This window comes from uncultured Brachyspira sp. (assembly GCF_949287625.1).
In the GTDB taxonomy this organism is placed as follows: domain Bacteria; phylum Spirochaetota; class Brachyspiria; order Brachyspirales; family Brachyspiraceae; genus Brachyspira.
This window is the reverse complement of record NZ_CASEGO010000155.1, coordinates 1-4,259: the sequence shown is the minus strand read 5'-3', so window position 1 is coordinate 4,259 and position 4,259 is coordinate 1. Positions and strand designations below refer to the sequence as shown.

The following is a 4,259-nucleotide window of genomic DNA, read 5'->3' as shown; positions in this document are numbered from 1 at the left end:
GAATATAATGCCACTAATAAAAAATAATAATTAAAAATAGTTAAACTGTTATAAGCATACAGTTTAACTATTAAAATAATTTTGTATATACCTAAACAACTATAGTTTGTCAAAAATGAAGTTATATTTTGTTTTTAATATATGGGGTTTTGCCCACCACGCTGTGTACTACTCAACACCCCAGTTCTTTTATCACACCTGTCCGCCTGCGACCGAAGTGAGTACTGTTAAGTATAGAGTGCAGCGGAAAAAAAGTTGATAATTCTATATAATGTACATCAGTTGACAAAATGAAATCGTTCCAGTATATACTTTAAACATCAAATTTATAAAATACAAAATCACAGCAGCCATATTATATTAATTAATAAAACTTTTTAAAGCATATTCTAATTTTTCAAAAGTTCTGTTAATATCATCTTCCCAAGTGTTATGTGTAAATATTATATTAGCAGTTTCTCTGTATAAACTATCTCTCTGTTTTGAAAGCTCTAATAATTTATTTTTATCTTTTGCAAGCAAAGGACGCTCTCTAGGATCTATATTTTTAAGTATAATTTCTGGGCTTCTATCTATAAAAATGGTAATTCCTTTTTCTTTCATAATATTTCTATTTTTTTCAGCAAGTACTATTCCGCCTCCAGTAGATATTACAGCGTTATTCAAACTGCCAAGCTCTTCTAAAACTTCGCTTTCTATTTTTCTAAAATATTCTTCTCCATTATCTGCAAAAATATCTGTTATTGTTTTCTCTTCTTTTTTTTCTATAAATGAATCCATATCATAAAGTGTATAATTTAATTTTTCTGCTAGAAGTTTGGATAAAGCACTTTTTCCAGAGCCCGGAAGACCTATTATAAATATTACTTTATTATCTATATTATTATTCATCATACTGCCCCAATATTATTAAATTCTCTACACTTCTTTTAAAATCTTCAAACTCTTCTCTATATTTATCAAAGTCTCCAGTCATATCAATATAAAAATAATACTGCCATTTTCTGTCACTATGCGGACGGCTTACTATAGAAGTCAAATTAAAACTTTTTAATTTATCAAGAGAATTAGCCAAACTTCTGTTTTCATGAGGAAGCAAAAATCTCATAGTTATTTTGTTTCCGCTATTTAAAGCATTATCATAATTAGCTACTATTATAAAGCGTGTGGTATTTCCTTTTATATTTTCAATATTCTCTTCAAGCATTTCTAAATCATAAATCTTACAAGCATTTTTATTTGATATAGAAGCAATAGTTTTATCATCTCCATTAGAAACTATAAAAGCAGCCTCAGCAGTATTTGATGCTGTTATCTCTTCAAAACCATTTTCTTTTATAAAATTAGAACATTGCTTCAAAGCCTGATGATGCGATATAACCCTTTTAATATCTTTTATACTGCTTCCCCTTTTAGCCATAAGTCCGTATTCTATAGGCAAATATATCTCTCCTACAATCTTGCAGTTATAATCGGCAAGTATATCCAAAACCTCATTAACCATACCCGTAGAAGAATTCTCCAAAGGTAAAACCCCGTAATAACTCTCTCCGCTTCTTATACTCTCAAGTACATCATTAAAATATGCTTTTTTTATGAGGCATGCATTTTCACCAAAAAATTTCAAAGCAGCCTCATGTCCGTTTCCTCCTTCTCTTCCCTGATAAACTACCCGCTTATCATATTTTATTTTTTCTTTGTTAGTTTTTTCTTTTTTACTATCATTATTACTTTCATCAATTAAATGTTTCTGAAGCTGTTTTGAAGCGTACATTATATCATTATATATAGTTGTTATTAATGATGATAAGTCTTTATTCTCAAGAAGTTCTATTTTTTTTGCTATAACTTCCTTTTCTCTTTTCGGGTCAAATATAGGGGCATTATATTTCTTTTTTGTCTCTCCTACTTTAATACTAACTTTCATTCTCTCGTCTATCAAATTTACTATTTGCTTATCAATTCTATCAATTTCTTTTCTTAATTCCTGCAATTCTTCGTCTAACATAATTATATCCTTAAATATAAAATATTTCTTATTGTAGTAATAAGATTATACCTAAACAAATATGATTTGTCAAAAAATAAATTTTTAAATTTTAGTATTTGTGGGGACTAGCCCCCACACCCCCACTTCTTTTGTGACGCTGTCCGTGCCGTAGGCAGGTGTGCCACATACGAAGTATGCCTCACTCTGTGTGCCTTCGGCAGGCGAGAAGCAGGCACAGCCCGCAGTCGAGAAAGGCTACATTTCAGGCTAAATTTAGTAATTTATTCTACATGTAAAACATAAATTAGTACTATTTAGTATTATTGTTACACTTGCACTTTCGCGAAGCGTATCCGAGCTTGGGTTCTTTGACGCTGTCCGCCTGCGACCGAAGGAAGTACTGTTAAGTATGGCGTGCGGCGGGAAAAAGAACAATAAAAAAATTGACAAACTTAAAAATTTTTAGTATATACCTAAACAAATATGATTTGTCAATTTTGAGTTATTAATAAATGTAATTATAAGTTATAAATAATATAAAGTATTATCAGTTGTTAATAAAATAAGTTTTATAAGTTAAAAATGTAAAATAAATAATTTATTTTTTATAATAATAGATAATCAGCTGCACGTATCGTTGACATTTGATAAGAATAAACAATACCGTACGGGAATGTGCCCGCGAAGCGTTCCGAACGAAGATGAGGGAGAGCTCGCGGTTGACAAACTTAAAAATTTTCAGTATATAATATAAATGACAATTTCTGATATTATAATAATATATGATATTATTAATAATTAAATCAAGGAGTATACTTTTATGATAGAACTAAAAGGAAAATACAACAAAGACTGCAAAATATTTACTGATAATATTGATGAAGAATCTTATTCTTTGATTTATAATATTTTGAATGAAAAATCAAGTGAAAATGTGAAAGTTAGGATAATGCCAGACACTCATATTGGAAATGGTATAGTAATAGGCTTTACAATGCCTTTAACGGACAGAGTAAATCCTTTTCATATAGGCGTTGATATAGGCTGCGGAATGCTTACTTCAAAATTAAATGATAATATAAAAAATATTGAACTCGAAAAAATTGATAAAACTATAAAACAAAATATTCCTATGGGTGTTAAAACTCATAAAAAAAGTAATTATTCATTTTTTAATTTCAAAGAATTAAATAACATTATGAGAAACTTTATAATAGCTTATAATAAAAGATATGCTGCAGACTTTGCACTCTTTGAAATAGATAATGATTATATAGAAAAATTATGCCAAAGAATAGAAATGGATTTAGAAAAGTTTCACAACTCTATAGGAACATTAGGAGGAGGAAATCATTTTATAGAGATAGGAAGCTCCATAAATAATGATTATTTTCTTACTATACATTCAGGCTCAAGAAATTTCGGCACAATGGTATGCGAATATCATGTAAGAAAAAATAAAAAAAGAATAGAAGAAGCAAAAGATTTTTTAAATAGCGTAAATGATGCTAGCGATAAAACAACAAAAGAATATAATGAGTATAATGAAATAGTAAGAAGCGGAGATTATATATACGGCAAGGCTATGTTTGACTACTGCATCGATATGGTAATAGCACAGTATTATGCCAAAATCAACCGAGAGGCTATGCTTAACATTATAAAAGATTCTCTTAATATAAAATTAGAAGATACTTTTTCATCTATACATAATTTTATAGATTTTGAAGATTTTATAATAAGAAAAGGTGCTATAAGAAGTTATAAGGGAGAAAAAATGATAATTCCTTTCAACATGCGTGACGGTATACTAATATGCAAAGGAAAAAGCAATGAAGACTGGAATTTTTCAGCCCCTCATGGAGCTGGAAGAGTACTTTCAAGAATGCAGGCAAGAAAACAAATAGAGATGAAAGATTTTATAGAATCTATGAAAGGTATTTATTCAAGCAGCATATCAAAAAATACTTTAGATGAAGCACCGCAGGCATATAAAGATGCAAAGGAAATAGAAAAATTAATAATGCCTACAGCAGATATAATAGACAGATTAAAACCAGTACTTAATATAAAAGCCTCTTAAAACAAAGATATAAAAAATTATTAAATTGAACGGGAGTCAGACATTATTGCATTTAAGTATTCCTTAATTTTTTAAAGTAATCAAACGGTATATACCTAAACAAATATAGTTTGTCAATTTTCAAACAGATGAAAATTCTCTGCTAATGCTATTGATAGTTCTTTTTTCCACTTATTACTTTTATTT

Annotated in this window: 3 protein-coding genes; 1 reads left to right on the top strand and 2 read right to left on the bottom strand. The window is 28.9% G+C overall.

Features of this window, described 5'->3' with window-relative positions; all coding sequences use genetic code 11:
- Nucleotides 1-360: 360 nt before the first annotated feature.
- Complete coding sequence (locus Q1X91_RS14875) at nt 361-891, bottom strand: shikimate kinase (protein WP_300759276.1); 531 nt, start codon at nt 889-891, stop codon at nt 361-363.
- Nucleotides 884-2,008 carry a chorismate mutase gene (locus Q1X91_RS14870; RefSeq protein WP_300759274.1) on the bottom strand — a complete coding sequence of 375 codons (1,125 nt, stop codon included), beginning with the start codon at nt 2,006-2,008 and terminating at the stop codon, nt 884-886. Before Q1X91_RS14870 ends, Q1X91_RS14875 begins: the two co-directional genes overlap by 8 nt.
- Before the next feature lie 802 nt (nt 2,009-2,810).
- Between Q1X91_RS14870 and Q1X91_RS14865 the strand changes: the two genes are divergently transcribed.
- Nucleotides 2,811-4,073, top strand: coding sequence for an RtcB family protein (locus tag Q1X91_RS14865; protein WP_300759272.1), 1,263 nt, complete (start codon nt 2,811-2,813; stop codon nt 4,071-4,073).
- The last annotated feature ends 186 nt before the right edge of the window (nt 4,074-4,259 follow it).